General features: G+C 64.0%; 14 protein-coding genes and 1 pseudogene. 7 read left to right on the top strand and 8 right to left on the bottom strand.

The features are described from left to right. A pseudogene (locus ACM42_RS09585) lies at positions 1–1,053 on the bottom strand (methyl-accepting chemotaxis protein); the annotation flags it as partial. Between the two features lie 322 nt (positions 1,054–1,375). On the opposite strand from ACM42_RS09585, the gene ACM42_RS09580 reads away from it, so the two are divergent. The 4 genes from ACM42_RS09580 (at position 1,376) to ACM42_RS09565 (ending at position 6,415) form a co-directional block, all read left to right on the top strand. After that, entirely contained in the window at positions 1,376–1,861 is a 486-nt protein-coding gene (locus ACM42_RS09580) for a (2Fe-2S)-binding protein (protein WP_028181083.1), read from the top strand. An 86-nt stretch (positions 1,862–1,947) separates the two neighbouring features. Beyond that, positions 1,948–4,290, top strand: a complete 2,343-nt coding sequence (locus tag ACM42_RS09575; RefSeq protein ID WP_028181082.1) for a xanthine dehydrogenase family protein molybdopterin-binding subunit — start codon at positions 1,948–1,950, stop codon at positions 4,288–4,290. Positions 4,291–4,305: 15 nt separating this feature from the next. After that, a complete protein-coding gene (locus ACM42_RS09570; RefSeq protein WP_271527685.1) occupies positions 4,306–5,106 on the top strand; it encodes an FAD binding domain-containing protein in 801 nt (266 codons plus the stop codon). Positions 5,107–5,302: 196 nt separating this feature from the next. Beyond that, positions 5,303–6,415, top strand: coding sequence for a CaiB/BaiF CoA transferase family protein (locus tag ACM42_RS09565; RefSeq protein WP_271527684.1), 1,113 nt, complete (start codon positions 5,303–5,305; stop codon positions 6,413–6,415). A 186-nt stretch (positions 6,416–6,601) separates the two neighbouring features. Here the strand turns inward: ACM42_RS09565 and hppD are convergent, their stop codons facing one another. Continuing rightward, positions 6,602–7,720 carry a 4-hydroxyphenylpyruvate dioxygenase gene (gene hppD / locus ACM42_RS09560; RefSeq protein ID WP_271527683.1) on the bottom strand — a complete coding sequence of 373 codons (1,119 nt, stop codon included), beginning with the start codon at positions 7,718–7,720 and terminating at the stop codon, positions 6,602–6,604. A gap of 121 nt (positions 7,721–7,841) precedes the next feature. Between hppD and ACM42_RS09555 the strand changes: the two genes are divergently transcribed. Then, entirely contained in the window at positions 7,842–8,321 is a 480-nt protein-coding gene (locus ACM42_RS09555) for an Lrp/AsnC family transcriptional regulator (RefSeq protein ID WP_271527682.1), read from the top strand. Positions 8,322–8,394: 73 nt separating this feature from the next. Continuing rightward, positions 8,395–8,706 (top strand): DUF1272 domain-containing protein, encoded by a 312-nt coding sequence (locus ACM42_RS09550; RefSeq protein ID WP_271527681.1) that lies wholly within the window; start codon positions 8,395–8,397, stop codon positions 8,704–8,706. Positions 8,707–8,822: 116 nt separating this feature from the next. Here ACM42_RS09550 and fahA read toward each other — a convergent pair whose 3' ends face one another. The 5 genes from fahA to ACM42_RS09525 all read right to left on the bottom strand — a co-directional run bounded on the left by fahA (position 8,823) and on the right by ACM42_RS09525 (position 14,402). Beyond that, on the bottom strand, positions 8,823–10,091 hold the full coding sequence (gene fahA, locus ACM42_RS09545; protein WP_271527680.1) for a fumarylacetoacetase: 1,269 nt from the start codon (positions 10,089–10,091) through the stop codon (positions 8,823–8,825). Between the two features lie 141 nt (positions 10,092–10,232). After that, complete coding sequence (gene hmgA / locus ACM42_RS09540; RefSeq protein WP_271527679.1) at positions 10,233–11,579, bottom strand: homogentisate 1,2-dioxygenase; 1,347 nt, start codon at positions 11,577–11,579, stop codon at positions 10,233–10,235. Positions 11,580–11,581: 2 nt separating this feature from the next. Next, the gene (locus ACM42_RS09535; RefSeq protein ID WP_271527678.1) at positions 11,582–12,538 is read right to left on the bottom strand and encodes an MBL fold metallo-hydrolase; all 957 of its coding nucleotides are present in this window, start codon (positions 12,536–12,538) and stop codon (positions 11,582–11,584) included. Between the two features lie 18 nt (positions 12,539–12,556). Further along, positions 12,557–12,781: a DUF2783 domain-containing protein gene (locus ACM42_RS09530; RefSeq protein WP_271527677.1), complete on the bottom strand. Its 225-nt coding sequence runs from the start codon at positions 12,779–12,781 to the stop codon at positions 12,557–12,559. Positions 12,782–12,788: 7 nt separating this feature from the next. Further along, entirely contained in the window at positions 12,789–14,402 is a 1,614-nt protein-coding gene (locus tag ACM42_RS09525; RefSeq protein ID WP_271527676.1) for an FAD-dependent oxidoreductase, read from the bottom strand. A 110-nt stretch (positions 14,403–14,512) separates the two neighbouring features. On the opposite strand from ACM42_RS09525, the gene ACM42_RS09520 reads away from it, so the two are divergent. Continuing rightward, positions 14,513–15,046, top strand: coding sequence for a MarR family winged helix-turn-helix transcriptional regulator (locus ACM42_RS09520; RefSeq protein WP_028178783.1), 534 nt, complete (start codon positions 14,513–14,515; stop codon positions 15,044–15,046). Between the two features lie 51 nt (positions 15,047–15,097). Here ACM42_RS09520 and ACM42_RS09515 read toward each other — a convergent pair whose 3' ends face one another. Further along, complete coding sequence (locus ACM42_RS09515) at positions 15,098–15,904, bottom strand: N-acyl homoserine lactonase family protein (protein WP_271527675.1); 807 nt, start codon at positions 15,902–15,904, stop codon at positions 15,098–15,100. Positions 15,905–16,194 lie beyond the last annotated feature (290 nt).

Genomic DNA, 16,194 nt, shown 5'->3' with positions numbered 1-16,194 from the left:
CACGTCGAAATTGCCCGACGCAAGCTCGCGCATCGCCTTGCACATCGCGATCATCGGCCGCGAGATGCCGGTACCAAGCAGAAAAGCAAGGACCGCGCCGAGCAGCGTGCCGCCAACGGCCAGCATCAGCACCAGCTGCTCGGTCCGCCCGATGGTCGCCTCCGACTCCGAATCCAGCCGCTGCTGCTCGGCGAGGAGGTCGGCCTTCATCGTGGTCGCTCCTTGCAGGATCGCACCGGCGGAGCCGTTCATCTCGGTGACGAGATCATCGACCAGCTTGGCATTGGCGATCAGCTTCTCCAGCGCTTCGCGATAGGCGCCGAGCAGAGCCTTGGCATCCTTCAGGCCGGCGACGACCTTGTCGTCCATGGAATAGATCGCACCGAGCGAGTTCTCGACGAATTTCAGCCGCGCCAGCGCGCTGGTGGCGATCGCCTGGTCGGAGGTCAGCACGAAATTGGTCGCCGCCGCACTCGCCGTCTGGAACTGGGCGTTGACCTGCTTCGTGCCGAACTCGATCGCCTGCGCTTCGGAGTCGGAGGCGTTGTTGCCGATATCGTCCAGCTTGTATTTCAAGAGATTGGCGTTGCGGCTGAGCTGGTTCTGCACCAGCAGCGCACTGTCGCGCTTGGCCTTGAGCACCTTTGCGAAGGTCGCGGAGAAGTTGGAGAACTCCTTGGCGAGCTTGTCGAGGCTCTCCTGCCGCGCCGGCGTCTTGGCGCCCTTCACCGCCTGGTCGATGGCGTTCTTCAGGCTGCCTTCAGCATCCAGCGCCGCCTTGGCGTCGTCTTCCTTGCCGGTCACCACGAAATAACGGGCGGCCGAACGATAGGCGAGCAGCTCGCGATCGATGTTGCGGGCGAGATCGGCCTCGGAAACGCTGCTGCGGTACGACCCGACCCCGGAGGCGACCCGCTCGAAGCCGAAATAGGAGAAAGCCATGCTGCCGGCGGAAATCACCAGCACGGCGGCAAAGCCGAGAATGATCTTTGCACGGAACCTGAGGGCCGGAAACAGTGTACGCTTAGACGGCGACGCGATACGCCCGGACATTCCCACCCCCATTTTTAATTCAGCCGCGATCCGGAGGCGCCCCGCCCCCCGACCTGGATGCGCAAAACTAAGGCAGAATCGATAAGGGGCGGTAAATTTGGCAGGCCCGCACGATGCTCGCCGCATCGGCCAAAGGCCGATCTGGATCGAGATGATTGCTGGCATCCCACGCCAGCCCGGCTGCTCCGCCTCCCAAATCCTCGCGCGTCGAACTGGATCAATGACTTTTCAATGACGCCGGCGACCAAAATCCTAGTTGCAAAGTTCCGGGCCGCTGTCTCTAATTAGAAGCAATCAAAATCAATCCCGGGAGGACTACGCCGTGTCTAAAGTCAACCTGACAGTGAACGGCAAGGCCGTTGCTGTCGACGTCGAGGACCGGACGCTGCTGGTCCAGCTCCTTCGCGATCACCTCAACCTCACCGGAACCCATGTCGGCTGCGACACCAGCCAGTGCGGCGCCTGCGTCGTGCACATGGATGGCCGCGCGGTGAAATCCTGCACGATGCTGGCAGGGCAGGCCGATGGCGCCAGCATCACCACGATCGAGGGCATCGCCAAGGGCGACGAGCTGCACCCGATGCAGGCTGCCTTCCGCGACAATCACGGCCTCCAATGCGGCTATTGCACGCCGGGCATGATCATGTCCGCGATCGACATCGTGCAACGCCATGGTGGCCAGCTCGACGAAGCCACCGTCCGCCAGGAGCTTGAGGGCAATATCTGCCGCTGCACCGGCTACCACAACATCGTGAAAGCCGTGCTGGATGCGGCCGGACGCATGAAGGTCGCGCAGGCGGCCGAGTAGAGCGGCCGTCGCGAAGCAAGAAATCACCACTCCCGCTTTCGAGGGAAAGCGCGGGTCAACAAGAATTCCGGTCGGGAGGACCAGTCATGGGTGTTGAAGGCATCGGCGCACGCGTCGTGCGCAAGGAAGACAAGCGTTTCATTACCGGCAAGGGCCGCTACGTCGACGACATCAAGCTGACGGGCATGACCCATGCCTATTTCGTCCGCAGCCCGCACGCGCACGCCAAGGTGAAGGGGATCGACTCCTCCGCCGCACTGAAGATGCCGGGCGTGGTCGCGGTGCTCACCGGCAAGCAGCTCGTCGACGACAAGGTCGGCAACCTCATCTGCGGCTGGGCCATCACCTCCAAGGACGGCAGCCCGATGAAGATGGGTGCATGGCCGGCAATGGCGCCCGAGACGGTGCGCTTCGTCGGCCAGGCCGTTGCCGTCGTCATCGCCGAGAGCAAGAATCTCGCACGCGACGCGGCGGAAGCCGTCGTCGTCGATTACGAGGAGCTTCCCGCGGTCGCCGACATGCAAGCCGCCATCAAGGCCGGCGCGCCCCAGCTTCACCCCGAAGCGCCCGGCAACCAGGTCTATGACTGGGTCATCGGCGACGAGGGCGCCACCGATGCCGCCTTCGCCAAGGCCGCCAATGTGGTGAAGCTCGACGTCACCAACAATCGTCTCGCCCCGAACGCGATGGAGCCGCGCGCGGCCATCGCCGATTACGACGCGGCGGAGGAGCACTTCACTCTATATACGACCTCGCAGAACCCGCACGTCGCCCGCCTCGTGCTATCGGCGTTCTACAACATCGCGCCCGAGCACAAGCTGCGCGTGATCGCCCCCGATGTCGGCGGCGGCTTCGGCTCCAAGATCTTCATCTATCCCGAGGAGATGGTGGCGCTGTGGGCCTCGAAGAAGGTCGAGCGTCCCGTGAAATGGACGGGTGATCGCACCGAGGCTTTCCTCACCGACGCGCATGGCCGCGACCACATCACGCATGCCGAGATGGCGTTCGACGCCAACAACAAGATCATCGGCTTGAAGGTGAAGACCTACGCCAATTTCGGCGCCTACATGTCGCTGTTCTCGTCCTCGGTGCCGACCTACCTCTACGCGACCCTGCTGTCGGGCCAGTACAACATCCCGGCGATCCATGCCGAGGTGATCGGCGTCTACACCAACACCACGCCGGTCGACGCCTATCGCGGCGCGGGCCGCCCTGAGGCGAGCTATCTGATCGAGCGGCTGATGGAAACGGCGGCGCGACAGTTGAAGGTGGACCCGGCGGAGCTGCGCCGGAGCAACTTCATCACCCAGTTCCCGCACCAGACGCCGGTGATCATGGCTTACGACACCGGCGACTTCAACGCTTCGCTCGATGCCGCGATGAAGGCGATCGACTATGCCGGCTTCCCCGCCCGCAAGGCCAAGGCGAAGGCCGACGGCAAGCTGCGCGGCATCGGCGTGTCCTGCTACATCGAGGCCTGCGGCATCGCGCCGTCGAAGGCGGTCGGCAGCCTGGGCGCCGGCGTCGGCCTGTGGGAATCGGCCGAGGTGCGCGTCAACCCGGTCGGCACCATCGAGATCCTCACGGGATCGCACAGCCACGGCCAGGGTCACGAGACCACCTTCTGCCAGCTCGTCGCGGAACGGCTGGGCATTCCGATCAGCCAGGTCTCGATCGTCCATGGCGACACCGACAAGGTGCAGTTCGGCATGGGCACCTACGGCTCGCGCTCCGCGGCCGTCGGCCTCACTGCGATCCTGAAGGCCATGGAGAAGATGGAATCCAAGGCCAAGAAGATCGCGGCGCATGCGCTGGAAGCCTCGGAAGCCGACATCGTCATCGAGAACGGCGAGTTCAAGGTGACCGGCACCGACAAGGCGATCGCCCTGCCGATGGTCGCGCTCGCGGCCTACACCGCACACAATCTGCCTGACGGGATGGAGCCGGGCCTGAAGGAGAGCGCCTTCTACGACCCGACCAACTTCACCTTCCCGGCCGGCGCCTATATCTGCGAGCTCGAGGTCGATCCCGGCACCGGCAAGACCTCCTTCGTCAACTTCGTCGCGGCCGACGATTTCGGCCGGCTGATCAATCCGATGATCGTCGAGGGCCAGGTCCATGGCGGTCTCGCGCAAGGGATCGGTCAGGCGCTGCTCGAGCACGCGATCTACGATGCCAACGGCCAGCCGGTCACGGCCTCGTTCATGGACTATGCCATGCCGCGCGCCGACGATTTGCCCTCGTTCAACCTTTCCCACACCACGACGTTGTGTCCGGGCAATCCGCTCGGCATCAAGGGCTGCGGTGAGGCCGGCGCGATCGGGGCGTCAGCGGCCGTGATCAACGCGATCACGGACGCGATCGGCAAGAACAATCTGGAAATGCCCGCAACCCCTGATCGGGTGTGGCGCACGGTACACGCGGCTTAAGAGGGAGGAACGAAGATGTACCAGACCACCTATCATCGCGCCTCCTCGGTCGACGAAGCCGTCAGCCTGTTCGGCAAGAGCAGCGAGGCGAAGTTCCTTGCCGGCGGCCAGACGCTGCTGCCGGTCATGAAGCAGCGGCTCGCCGCACCGTCGGACGTCATCGACCTCGGCAAGATCAAGGAGTTGCAGGGTATCGAACTGTCGGGCGACGTACTGACCATCAAGGCCGCCACGACCTATTACGACATCATGCAGAATGCCGATGTGAAGAAGGCGATCCCCGCGATCGCCTATCTCACCTCGGTGCTCGGCGATCCCGCGGTGCGCTACCGCGGCACGATCGGCGGCTCGATTGCGAACAACGATCCTGCCGCGGATTTCCCGGCCGCGCTGCTCGCGCTCGGCGCCACCGTGAAGACCAACAAGCGGTCGATCTCGGCGGATGACTTCTTCAAGGGCCTGTTCACCACGGCGCTCGAAGACGGCGAGATCATCACCGCCGTGTCATTCCCGGTGCCGGCGAAGGCAGGCTACGAAAAGATGCGGCATCCGGCCTCGCGCTTCGCGCTGACCGGCGTGTTCGTCGCGCAGACCAAGTCGGGCGAGGTTCGGGTGGCCGCCACCGGTGCCTCGCAGAGCGGCGTGATGCGCGTACCCGCGATCGAAGCCGCGCTGAAGGCGAACTGGTCGCCCTCGGCGATCGACAACGTGGCGATTTCGGCGAACGGACTGCTGGCCGATATCCACGGCACGGCGGAGTACCGCGCCAATCTCGTCAAGGTGATGGCCCAGCGCGCGGTCGCCGCTGCGCGCTGATAGCGCCTCCACGCAAATTTTCCGCGGCGCGCACTTCGGTGCGCGCCGTTTTTATTTGGCCATGCGGCATGAAAACCGCTTGCCTCGCTGACGTGAAGGCGAGAAAAGTTAATCAGCCAATTAACTCGCCCCCAAGAGCAACGTGAGGCGTTTGCCGGATCACCGGCACCTGCCCGCGACCCGAGGAAACAACAACGTGCTCGATAAATCAGCCCCCACCTCATCCGTCCGCGCCTCCGGGCCGCTCTCGGGCTTTCGCATCGTCGAATTCGCCGGCATCGGACCTGGTCCGTTCGCCTGCATGATGCTGGCCGACATGGGCGCCGACGTCGTCACGCTCGATCGCGTCGGTGCGAAGAAAAGCATGAAATCCGTCGCCGGCCGCGGCCGCAAGGTGATCGAGCTCGACCTCAAGGACAAGGCCGCGATTGCACAGGTGCTCGACCTGCTTGCCAGCGCCGATGCCCTGGTCGAGGGCTTCCGTCCCGGCGTGATGGAGCGGCTCGGGCTCGGGCCCGAATTGGTCCTCGCGCGCAACCCAAAACTCGTCTATGGCCGCATGACCGGCTGGGGCCAGGAAGGCCCGCTCGCCAACTCTGCGGGGCATGACATCAACTACATCTCCATCACCGGTGCGCTTGCCGCGATCGGCACGAAGGAGGCGCCAGTGCCGCCGCTCAATCTGGTCGGCGATTTCGGGGGCGGCGCACTTTATCTCGTCGTCGGCGTGCTCGCGGCGCTCCTGGAGGCGCAGAAGTCCGGTAAAGGCCAGGTCGTCGATGCCGCCATGTGTGACGGCGCGGCGTCGCTGATGTCATTCTTCTTCGACATGACAGCGATGGGACGCTGGTCCGAGGGGCGCAACCAGAACTTCCTCGATGGCGGCGCGCATTTCTACGGCGTCTATGAATGCGCCTGTGGCCATTTCGTCTCGATCGGCTCGATCGAGCCGCAATTCTATGCGCTGCTGCGCGAGCACGCCGGGCTCACCGACGCCGATTTCGACGCGCAGATGGATCCCAAGGCCTGGCCCGCGCTGAAGGAGAAGCTCAAGACGGTGTTCAAGAGCAAGACGCGCGAGGACTGGTGCAAGATCATGGAAGGCACCGACATCTGCTTCGCGCCGGTGCTGACCATGTCGGAGGCGACAAAGCATCCGCACATGGTCGCGCGAAAGGTCTTCGTGGAGCGTCACGGCATCAAGCAGCCGGGGCCGGCACCGCGCTTCTCGCGCACGCCCTCGACGGTGCGGGAGCCGGAGCCGGCGGAGATCGCCGCGGTGATGCAGGCGTGGAAGGCGGCGAAGTAGCCCAGCGCACAGACCTGTAGGGTGGGCAAAGGCGCGACGCGCCGTGCCCACCATCACTCCGCAATTCCCATAGAGGTGGTGGGCACGCTTCCGCCTTCGCTCTTCGAGCTACGGCGGACAAGTCGCTTTGCCCACCCTACTACAGCTGTTGTGACGCGGCAGCTGTGCCCGCACGCGCCGCGCGACCTACGCCGCGCTATCCACCTTCAGCACCCCGCGCCGGATCTGATCCTCCTCGATCGATTCGAACAGGGCCTTGAAATTGCCCTCGCCGAAGCCGTCGTCGCCCTTACGCTGGATGAACTCGAAGAAGATCGGGCCGATCGCGTTGGCGGAGAAGATCTGCAGCAGCACCTTGGTCTGGCCGCCCTCGACGACGCCCTCGCCATCGATCAGGATGCCGTTCTTCCGGAGCCGCACGACGTCTTCCCCATGCTTGGGCAAGCGCGCATCGATCTTCTCGAAATAGGTGTCGGGCGGCGACGGCATGAAGGGCAGGCCGGCCTCTCGCAGGTCTTCGATGGTGCGATAGATGTCGCGGCAGCCGCAGGCGATGTGCTGGATGCCCTCGCCGCGATAGGTCTTGAGATATTCCTCGATCTGGCCAGACTCGCCGGCGTCCTCGTTGATCGGAATCCTGATCTTGCCGTCCGGGCTCGTCAGCGCGCGCGAGAACAGGCCGGAGGCGCGGCCCTCGATGTCGAAGAAACGGATCTGGCGGAAGTTGAACAGCTTCTCATAGAAGCCGGCCCAGACGTCCATGCGGCCGCGATGAACGTTGTGGGTGAGATGGTCGAGATAGAACAGGCCGGCGCCGACCGGCCGTGGATCGCGTGCGCCGAGCCATTCGAACTCGGCATCATAGGCCGAGCCGTTGGCGCCGTAGCGGTCGACGAGATAAAGCAGGCTGCCTCCGATCCCCTTGATCGCGGGGACATCGAGCGTTTTCTGCGCCGATGGCACATCGGCAGGTTCGGCGCCGAGCGAAATCGCGCGGTCATAGGCCGCCTTCGCGTCGACGACGCGAAAGGCCATCGACGGCGCGCAGGGGCCATGTGCGGCGACGAACTCGTAGCCGTGGGTTCCGGGCTGCTCGTTGACGAGATAGTTGATGTCGCCCTGGCGGTAGACCGTGATCTTCCTGGTCCTGTGGCGCGCGACGGGCGCATAGCCCATCAGCTTGAACAGCGCGTGCAGCTCTTCCGGATTGGGATGCGCATATTCGACGAACTCGAACCCGTCGGTGCCCATCGGATTGTCGGCGCTGATCGTGGCCGGCGGTGCATCGTGCGGAAACGGACCCATGCTGTTCTCCCAATTTGCTGCCGGGAGGAACTATCCTTCATAGCATGCGCAAGGGGCGTGCAAACGGGACGCGATTTCGCTACCCTATGCACGCTTTGTGCAAGAAATGGACGATTGACGCATGATTCCCGTGGACGCCTTCGACCTCAAGATCCTGGGCGCACTCCAGGACGACGGCCGCCTCACCAACCAGGAGCTCGCCGAGCTCGCTGGCCTCTCCGCCTCGCAATGCTCGCGCCGGCGGATGCGGCTGGAGGAGGAGAAGGTGATCGCGGGCTATCATGCCGACCTCTCCAGCGAGGCGCTCGGCTTCGGCGTGATCGCCTTCATCCAGGTGACGTTGGCCACGCATTCGCCGGATAACTCCAAGCGTTTTCGCGCGCTGGTGAACCGGATCGACGAGATCCAGGAAGCGTATTCGCTCACGGGCGACGCCGACTATGTGTTGAAAGCCGTGCTGCGCGACCTCAAGGGCCTCTCCAACCTCGTCAACGACGTCTTGATGCCGCACCAGAGCGTGGCGCATGTGCGCTCCTCGATCGTGCTCGACAGGCTCAAGGAAAGCTCACGGCTCCCGCTCAAGGAAACCAGGGCCGGCTGAAATCGAGGGAACTATGGCATTCGCGCGGAGCGCGCGATCTGCGATGATCCGGCTCTACGTGCGGAGATTCGACATGGCCCTCCAGCTTCGGCCGAACTGCGAATTTTGCGACCGTGACCTGCCGCCGAACGCAACGGACGCGCGGATCTGCTCCTATGAATGCACGTTCTGCGCGGATTGCGTCGAGACCAAGCTGTTCAACGTCTGCCCGAATTGCGGCGGCGGTTTCGCCCCGCGCCCGATCAGACCGACGCGGGAGTGGCGCCCCGGCGTGTGCACGAACAAGCAGGCGCCGTCCGACAAGCGGGTGCATTTGAAGTACAGCGTGGAGGATGTCGCGGCGCATTGCGCGAGGATCAAGGACGTGCCGCCGGAGAGGCGGTAGTTACGGGGCCGTCGTTCCGGGGCGCGCAAAGCGCGAACCCGGAACCTCGAGATTCTCAGGTGCGCAATCGCGCACCGTAGTTCGATGCTTCGCATCGCCCCGGAATGACGGTGACCCTACTCCGCCGGCAGAATCGTCCCCTCGACCTCGCCGAAGCCGACGCGATAGCCATTGCCCTGGCACCAGCCGCGCATGACGAGGCTGTCGCCGTCTTCCAGGAACGAGCGCTTGGCGCCGCCAGGCAGGTCGACCGGCTCGGTGCCATTCCAGCTGATCTCCAGAAGACTGCCGCGCTGGTCCTTCTCGGGGCCGGAGATGGTGCCGGACCCTAAGAGATCGCCGACATTCATGGCGCAGCCGCTGGAAGCGTGGTGCATGAGCTGCTGCACCGAGGACCAGTACATGTACTTGAAATTGGTGCGACTGATGCTGGCGGGTGCATTGGCGCCCGCAGCGCGCAAGGACACATCCAGCTCGACATCATAGTTCTGCGGCTTCGTCTGCTTGAGATAGTCGAGCGGCACCGGCTCCTGCTCCGGCCCCTTCAGCCGGAACGGCTCCAGCGCCTCGCGCGTCACCACCCAGGGGCTGATCGAGGTCGCAAACGCCTTGGCGAGAAACGGCCCGAGCGGCACATATTCCCATTGCTGGATGTCCCGCGCGCTCCAGTCGTTGAGTAACACGAAGCCGAAGATCATGTCTTCGGCTTGGCCCTCGTTGAGCATGCCGCCCATCGGCGACGGCTGGCCGATGACGACGCCCATCTCCAGCTCGAAATCGAGCCGCTTGCACGGCGCAAAGCTCGGCAGCTCCACATTCGGCGGCTTCAGCTGCCCGCGCGGGCGCTTCACCTTGGTGCCTGACACGACCACGGTCGAGGCCCGGCCGTTGTAAGCGATGGGCATATGCAGCCAGTTTGGCTGCAGCGCGTTGTCCTTGCCGCGGAACATCACGCCGACATTGGTGGCGTGCTCTTTCGAGGAATAGAAGTCGGTGTAGCCGGAGACGGTGAAGGGCAGATGCAGTTTGGCAGCCGACATGGGAACCAGGGCCAGCTTGCGCAACTCGTCATTGTCGCGCAATTCGGGATTGTCGTGCCTCAGGAGTTCGCTGATCCGCGCGCGGGTCGTCGACCACACTTTCGGGCCCAACGACATGAACGGGTTCAGGCTGCCTGCCGCAAAGATCCCCGGCTGTCCGACATCGAGGCGGCCATCCTGCTCGAGCTCCCAGAGATCGAGAATGTAGGCGCCGATGGCGACACCGACGCGCGGCGCCAATCCATTCGCCGAGAACACGCCATAGGGCAGGTTCTGGATCGGGAAGTCGGAGGCGGGATCGACGTCGATGAAGGAGCGGAGGCTGGGGTCGTTGGGGTGGGGCATTGGCTTCCTGCCGGATGTTTTTTTACAGTTTCTTCGCCGTCATTCCGGGGCGCGCGGAGCGCGAGCCCGGAATCCATAACCACGATCGTGAGTATGGATTCCGGGCCTGCGCCTTCGGCGCATCCCGGAATGACGAAGTAACTACGGCCGGCTCGGATCGAACCGCTTCTCCAGTCCGTTCCAGCAATCGGCATAGTCGTCCTGGAGCGTCGATGATTTCGCCGCATGCGCGGTGACGCGCTGCGGGTAGCGGGTCTCGAACATGAAGGCCATGGTGCCCGTCAGCTTCACCGGCTTCAATTCGCCATTGCTGGCGTGCTCGAAAGCGTCGCGGTCGGGACCGTGCGGCAGCATGCAATTGTGCAGGCTCATGCCGCCGGGGACGAAACCTTGCGGCTTGGCGTCGTAGACGCCGTAGATCAGGCCCATGAACTCGCTCATGATGTTCATGTGGTACCAGGGCGGACGGAAGGTGTTCTCGGCGACCATCCAGCGCTCGGGGAAGATCACGAAATCGATGTTCGCGGTGCCCGCGGTCTCCGACGGCGAGGTCAGCACCGTGAAAATCGAGGGATCGGGATGGTCGAAGCCGATCGCGCCGACGGGAGAGAAGGTGCGCAGATCATATTTGTACGGCGCATAATTGCCGTGCCAGGCGACGACGTCGATCGGCGAATGCGGCAGCGTGGTCTTGAACAGCGAACCGCCCCACTTCACGAACAGTTCGGTCGGCGTGTCCTTGTCCTCGTAGTTCGCGACCGGCGTGAGGAAGTCACGCGCGTTCGCGAGGCAGTTGGCACCGATCGGACCGCGCTCCGGCAGGGTGAACGCACCGCCGTAATTTTCGCAGAGATAGCCGCGCGCCGGGCCATTCGGAATCTCGACCCGGAACTTGACTCCGCGCGGGATCACCACGATCTCGCCGGGCTCGGCGTCGATGCGGCCGAATTCCGTGACGAGGCGCAAGACGCCCTGCTGGAGCACGAACATCAGCTCGCCGTCGGCATTGTAGAAATGCTGATCCACCATCGATTTGGTGATGAGGTAGACATGCGCGGCCATGCCGGCCTGGGTGTTCACGTCACCCGCCGTCGTCATGGTCTGCACGCCCTCAACGAAGGTGACATCCTCCTTGGGGAGCGGCGTCGGATCCCAGCGCAGCTGCGCGATCGGCAGCTCGTATTCATGGCACGGTGCCGAGCGCCACAGGCCGGCATCGACCTTCTCGAAGCGGCCGGAATGCTTTACCGAGGGCCGGATGCGGTACAGCCAGGAGCGCTCATTGGCGCCGCGCGGCGCGGTGAAAGGCGAGCCCGAGAGCTGCTCGGCATAGAGCCCGTAGGCGCAACGCTGCGGCGAGTTGCGCCCGATCGGCAACGCGCCCGGCAGCGCCTCGGTCTCAAAGCTGTTGCCGAAGCCGGACATGTAACCCGGCGTCACCTGGGCCGAGCTGCGGATGATCTGGTCAGGCGAGGTATTGATGTTCATGACTATCCTCCTCCTTGCAAGGCAGCCCACATTTCCTGGTCGCGCTTGTCGGTCCAGATCACGGGGTCGTCGATCCCCGACGCCTCGTCATAGGCGCGCGACACGTTGAACGGCAGGCAGTGCTCGTAGATGGCGAAGCTGGAAAATTTCGGATCCATCACCTCGCGCGTCGCCGCCATCGATTCCTTCAGCGTGCGGCCCCGGGCAACGGAGATTTCGGCCGCGCCATAGAGCGAGGTGACGAAGTCGCGCGTCATCGCGATGGCCTCGCGCACCGTGGCTGTGCCCTTCAGCGCATCGCCGCGGCCCGGCGCGATCGCCTTGGGATTGAAGTTGCGGATCTCGTTCAACGTCATCGGCCATTCGCGTAAATGCGCATCGCCGCAATAGCAGGCCGAGTGATATTCGATCAGGTCGCCGGAGAACATCACCTCCGCGTCCGGCACCCAGGCGACGATGTCGCCGGAGGTGTGGCCGGCGCCCAGCTGCATCAGGCGAACCTCACGCTTGCCGAGGTAAATCGTCATCTCGCCTTCGAAGGTCAGCGTCGGCCAGGTCAGGCCGGGAATGCTTTGCGCATCCTGGAACAGCCGCGGGAAGCGGCCATATTCGGAATCCCAGTCCTGCTTGCCGCGCTCCTCGATCAGCCGATAGGTCTCCTGCGAGGCGACGATGCCCTGCGCCTTGTAAGCAGAGGCGCCAAGCACGCGCACGGCGTGATAGTGCGACAGCACGACATATTTGATCGGCTTGTCGGTGACGGCACGCACGCGCTCGATCACCTTGTTCGCCATCGCGGGCGTCGCCTGCGCGTCGAACACGAGGCAGCTGTCGTCGCCGACGATGACGGCGGTGTTCGGATCGCCCTCGGCGGTGAAGGCATAGAGGTCCGTACCGATCTCGGAGAAGGTGATCTTCTTCTCGGAGAGATCGCCGGTGGATGCGAAGTTCTTCGCCATCAATTCGTCCTTACAGGTTTATTGCTGTTGCTGTTGTTGCTGCTGACCGTCGATCATGCGGCGCTTCGCCAGCCCGATCGCCTCCTGCAGCACGTCGATATCGCCGATATGGTTGGCGAGGATCAGCACCAGCGCCGAATCGAGATCGGCGCTCTGCTCCTCGGTGAGCCCGCGATGCGCCTCGACGATGGCGCGGAAGGCGTCGTCGGGACGTGCGAAGTTGGAGCTGGTGGAAAGCGGCATGCGAACCTCAATACAAGCCTTCGGCACGCGCCAGCGCTGCCGCGATCGTCGCACGCGTCGGATGGTGGAAGCGCGCCGCGACATAACCATCCGGCCTCAGCAGATAGGCGGCGCCCGGTTCGGCGCCGTAGCGCTTTGCGACCAAGCCCGAGGGATCGGCAAACCCGCCCTCGCCGCCGATGCGGATGCCCTTGACGCCATCGGGCGCATCGATGGCCGCACCATTGCTGAACGACAGCAGGGTGAAGTCCGTTCCACCCTTGCGGAAGGCATCCGTCAGATAGATCTGCTCGCCGGCCGGCGTCGTGACGGGAGCGTCGAGCATGGAACAGCCGGGCGACGGTCCGCCGTGCCACGTATCCGCGTCGAGTGAGGACAAGGGGGAATCATAGCTGCATGGCACCGAAAGCCGGCCGCCATTGACCATGCGCTTGCCGAACTCCGTCTCCTTCGCCAGCGACAGCACCGCCTTGCGCAGCCGTGCCTCCTGATGTGAGTTCGGCGCCATGAAATCGGTCGAGCGGGTCGATTCGCGGATGTTCTCGTCGGCGGCTGCGCTACGCTCAATGTGATAGCTCTCGAGCAGGCTCGCGGGCGAGGTCCCGCGCAGCACCCGGTTGAGCTTCCAGGATAGGTTTTCGGCGTCTTCCAGCCCGGAATTGGCGCCGCGTGCGCCGAAGGGCGAGACCTGATGCGCGGAATCGCCGGCAAAGACCACGCGGCCATGGATGAAGCGGTCCATCCGCCGGCACTGGAATTTGTAGAGCGAGATCCACTCGAACGCGAACTTGTCGTGGCCGAGCATACGCGCGATCCGCGGCCGCACGTTCTCGGGCTTCTTCTCGACGACGGGATCAGCGTAGCGGTTGAGCTGGAGGTCGATGCGCCAGACATCGTCGGGCTGCCGGTGCAGCAGCGCCGAACGCCCGGCATGGAACGGCGGATCGAACCAGAACCAGCGCTCGGTCGGGAATTCCGCAGTCATCTTGACGTCGGCAATGAGGAACTGATCCTCGAATACCTGTCCGGCGAACTCTGCGCCGACCATCTGCCGCAGCGAGGAGCGCGCGCCGTCGCAGGCGATGACATATTGGGCGAGCACGCGGTACGCGCCCTCGGGCGTCTCGATCGTCAACGCGACGGAACCGTTGCGTTGCTCGAGCGCCGTCACCTTGTTGCGCCAGCGCAGGTCGATCTCAGGCAGATCGTCGATGCGATCGACCAGATAGGCCTCGGCGTAATATTGCTGGAGATTGATGAAGGCCGGCCGCTTGTGGCCGTCCTCCGGCAGAAGATTGAATTGGTAAAGTTGGGATTCGCCGTGGAAGATGCGGCCGACGCTCCACACCACGCCCTTGTCGACCATGCGGTCGCCGACGCCGAGCCGGTCCCAATATTCCAGCGAGCGCTTCGAGAAGCAGATCGCGCGGGAGCCCTCGCCGATGCGGTCGGCATCATCCAGAAGGACGACACGCTGGCCGCGCTGAGCAAGATCGATCGCGAGCGACAGCCCAACAGGGCCCGCACCGACCACCACGACCGCGTGCTCGGCCGGGCTCTGGCCGGAACGATCCTGATCGGGGTGGCGTCGATAGCCGAACTGGGATTTGGCCTGTGCCATGCACTAACCTCGGCTCTGGTCAGGAGAGGACTGATCTGCTAGATAGTCTCACGTGCAACTATTTTGGACCGGAGCCGGCCGGCCGTCAACTGGAATTCGGAGCGCTTTCCTTGGCAAGGACATCCAGCGACATCGCGCTGAAGGCGCGCGAGACTTCGGCGCGGCCAAAGCCACGGCTCGACCTGTTCAAGTTCGTGCCGTTCCGCCTCAACCGGCTCGCAGCGGAAGTCAGCTCCGCGCTTTCGGTCGAATATCAGGAACGGCATGGCCTCGACATTCCGGCCTGGCGCGTGATCGCCACGCTCGGCTTCCGCAACGATGCCTGCAGCGCGCAGTACATCGCGCAATGCACCCGCACGCACAAATCCACCATCAGCCGCGCGGTGACCACGCTGCTCAACGACGATCTGATTGAACGGGTCGAGAACGAGGCCGACCGCCGCGAATTCCGGCTGCAACTGACGAGGAAAGGCCGAGCGCTCTACGAAGAGCTCTTCCCGCAATTGCTGCGGCGGGAAGACGAGATCCTCGCTTGCCTTTCCGCGCAGGAGCGCAGGCAACTCTCGGCCCTGCTCGGCAAGATCGAGCAGAGCCTCGATCTGATCCAGACCAGCGAAGAGGCCGACGCCAAGCAGGCGTATTAGCCCCTCCGTCATTGCAGGCTCGCGCTGCGCGCGCCCCGGAATGACAACTTCCTATTTCGCGAAAGATCGCGTCGGCGGCAAATGCAGCGCCCAGGCGTCGACCTTCTCGCTGGCGCGCGGATAGATCTCCGTCACGATCGGATCATGTCCGGGAATGAACCTGTCGGGATGGCCGGCAAGGCGCTCGATCGTCTCCCAGCCCTGCGCCATGTCGCCGACATTGTAGACGATCGGGAACGGGCTCCTGCGCTGCAGATTGGCATAGTAATGCGCAGCATCGGATGCCAGCACCACCGGGCCGCGCGCGGTTGCGACCCTGACCACCTGCAAGCCGTCGGAATGGCCGCCGACGCGATGCACGGTTACGCCCGGAGCAACCTCGCCGTCACCCGAATAGAAGCTGACGCGCTCGCCATAGACGTGGCGCACCATCTGCGTGACGTGCTCGACCGAGAACGGATGTCGCAACAGGCCGTTGCACATGCAGCGGCCGGTCGCGTAAGCCATCTCGCGCTCCTGGAGATGGAAGCGCGCATTCGGGAAGCGGTCGAGATTGCCGGCATGGTCGTAATGCAGATGCGTCACGATGACGTCGCGAATCGCAGATGCGGTGATGCCGAAACGCTCCAGCGCATCGACCGGGTTGAGCGTCAGCTTGCGCGCCCGCGCGCTCGCCTCCTCGGCATTGAAGCCGGTGTCGACCAGAATGTCGCGGCCGTGCCCTCGGATCAGCCAGACGAAATAGTCGAGGTCCTGCGCCGCACTGTCATGTGGATCGGGTAGCAGGAAGTTCATGCTGGGGGTGCGCGGCGACATCGTCGCGTAGCGCAGGGCGTAGATTTCGTAGACGTTTCCCATGGTCTTGCTTTTCTGAGTCGGATCTTTTGGGACGATCGAGCACACCAAGCCATCGTCGGCAGGAAAGGTCAAACGGGGCGTTGCGTCGGGAGCCGGCCCTGCAATGTGAGACCAATCACATTTTTCGTCGCCATGGTTGCCCTAACATGCTGCCGATAGGATCGAACCAGGCCGCGCCGAGTACCGTCATGACAGCCCGTCTATCCCCTCGCGGCACGCCCATACGTTGCGGTCAATCGCTACGATAATGCCGAATCTCCAAGCGGTTGACGCCCCCCGTCCCCGGTTTG

This window comes from Bradyrhizobium sp. CCBAU 25338 (assembly GCF_028128965.1).
Classification (GTDB): Bacteria; Pseudomonadota; Alphaproteobacteria; order Rhizobiales; family Xanthobacteraceae; genus Bradyrhizobium; species Bradyrhizobium liaoningense.
Note: the sequence above shows the minus strand (reverse complement) of the source record. Positions and strands in the feature narration are given on the sequence as shown.

Excerpts from the sequence above, each read along its gene's own strand:
- ACM42_RS09575 (WP_028181082.1), top strand. The coding sequence starts at position 1,948 with ATGGGTGTTGAAGGCATCGGCGCACGCGTCGTGCGCAAGGAAGACAAG.
- ACM42_RS09570 (WP_271527685.1), top strand. The coding sequence starts at position 4,306 with ATGTACCAGACCACCTATCATCGCGCCTCCTCGGTCGACGAAGCCGTC.
- hppD (WP_271527683.1), bottom strand. The coding sequence starts at position 7,720 with ATGGGTCCGTTTCCGCACGATGCACCGCCGGCCACGATCAGCGCCGAC.
- ACM42_RS09555 (WP_271527682.1), top strand. The coding sequence starts at position 7,842 with ATGATTCCCGTGGACGCCTTCGACCTCAAGATCCTGGGCGCACTCCAG.
- ACM42_RS09550 (WP_271527681.1), top strand. The coding sequence starts at position 8,395 with ATGGCCCTCCAGCTTCGGCCGAACTGCGAATTTTGCGACCGTGACCTG.
- fahA (WP_271527680.1), bottom strand. The coding sequence starts at position 10,091 with ATGCCCCACCCCAACGACCCCAGCCTCCGCTCCTTCATCGACGTCGAT.
- hmgA (WP_271527679.1), bottom strand. The coding sequence starts at position 11,579 with ATGAACATCAATACCTCGCCTGACCAGATCATCCGCAGCTCGGCCCAG.
- ACM42_RS09535 (WP_271527678.1), bottom strand. The coding sequence starts at position 12,538 with ATGGCGAAGAACTTCGCATCCACCGGCGATCTCTCCGAGAAGAAGATC.
- ACM42_RS09530 (WP_271527677.1), bottom strand. The coding sequence starts at position 12,781 with ATGCCGCTTTCCACCAGCTCCAACTTCGCACGTCCCGACGACGCCTTC.
- ACM42_RS09525 (WP_271527676.1), bottom strand. The coding sequence starts at position 14,402 with ATGGCACAGGCCAAATCCCAGTTCGGCTATCGACGCCACCCCGATCAG.
- ACM42_RS09515 (WP_271527675.1), bottom strand. The coding sequence starts at position 15,904 with ATGGGAAACGTCTACGAAATCTACGCCCTGCGCTACGCGACGATGTCG.